This is a genomic window from Psychrobacter sp. I-STPA6b, assembly GCF_020662265.1.
Taxonomy (GTDB): Bacteria; Pseudomonadota; Gammaproteobacteria; order Pseudomonadales; family Moraxellaceae; genus Psychrobacter.
In genome coordinates this window covers 1-1,273 of the sequence record NZ_VEWM01000001.1, presented here as the reverse complement: position 1 = coordinate 1,273, position 1,273 = coordinate 1, and the positions used below count along the sequence as shown (strand labels likewise).

Sequence of the window (1,273 nt, the reverse complement as noted above, 5' to 3'; positions counted from 1 at the left end):
ATATAAACTTATCTGAATTATATAATTTATTTTTTCCCTCTCCCCCTCTTTTCTCTCCCCCCCCTTCCCTTTTCTTCTCTCTCCTTTTCTTTTCCCTCTCCTTTCCCCTCTCCTTTTTTCCTTCCTCCCCCTCCTCCCCTTCCCTCCTCCTCTTTTTTCCTTTTTTTTCCCCCTCTTCCTTCCTCTCCCCCCCCCCTTCTTCTCCCTTTCTCCCCTCCCCCTTTTCCTTCTCCCTCTTTCTCCCTTTTCTTCTCTGTCTCTTCCCCTCTCTTCTTCTCCCCTCCCTCTCCTTCCCTTCCTTCCTCCCCTCCTTCTCCCTTTTCCCCCTCTTTTTCCTCCTTCTTTCCCCTCCCTTTTTTTTTCTTTTTTTTCCCCCCTCCCTTTCTCTCCCTTCCTTTTCTTTCTTTTTCTCTTCCCTCTTTTCTTTTCTCCCTTTTTCTTTCTCTTCCCTCTTCTTCTTTCTTTCCCTTTTCCCCCTTTTTCTTCTCCCTTTCTTCCTTCCCCTCCCCTTCTTCTTTCTTCCCCTTTTCTTCCCCTTCCTTTTTTTTTTCTTCCCTCTTTTTCCTTTTTCTTCTCTCTTTTTCCCTCCTTCCCTCCTCCCCCTTCTCCCTTTCTTTTCTCCTCCTTTCCCCCCTTCTTTTTCCTTTTTTCCCCTTTTCTTTTCCTTTCTTTTCCTTCCTTTTTCCCCCTTTCTTCTTCTCCCCCTTTTTTCTCTCCCCTCCCCCTTCCTTTCTCTCCCCCCTCCTTTTTCTCCCCTTCCCTCCTTCTCTCCTCTTCTTTCCCTTCTTCTTCCTCTTCTCCCTTTTCTCTTCTTCCTTCTTTTTTTTCTCCTCTTTTTCTTTCCCTCTCCTCTTCCTCTCTTTCTCCTTTTCTTTCTTCCCCTCCTTTCTCCCCCTCTTCCTCCTTCTTTTCTTCCTCCTTTTTTCCTTCCCCCCCTCTTCTTTTTTTCCCCTCCTCTTTTCCCCTTTCTTCTTTTTTTTTCTCCCCCCTTTCTTCTCTCCCTTTCCTTTTTCTTCCCTCTTCTTTCTTTCTTTCTCTCCCCTCTTTTCCCCCTTTTTCTTCCTTTTCCCCCTTTCCCCTTTCTCTTTCCTCTCTCCCTCTCCCTTTTTTTTTTCTCCCCCCCCTTTTCTTTTCCCTTTTTTTTTCTCCCTCTCCCTCTTTTCCTTCTTCTTTCTCTCCTCTTTCTTCTTTTCCCTCTCTCTCTTTCCTCCCCTCTCTTCTTTTCTCCTCCCCCTTTCCCTCCTTTTTCTTTTCCCCTTTCTTCTTCTCTTTT

The 1,273-nt window shown here is 45.6% G+C and carries 1 protein-coding gene; it reads right to left on the bottom strand.

Annotated elements, in window-relative coordinates:
* Positions 1–26: 26 nt before the first annotated feature.
* On the bottom strand, positions 27–1,273 hold a 1,247-nt coding region (locus tag FHK88_RS14455), incomplete at its 5' end, for a hypothetical protein (RefSeq protein WP_227428739.1).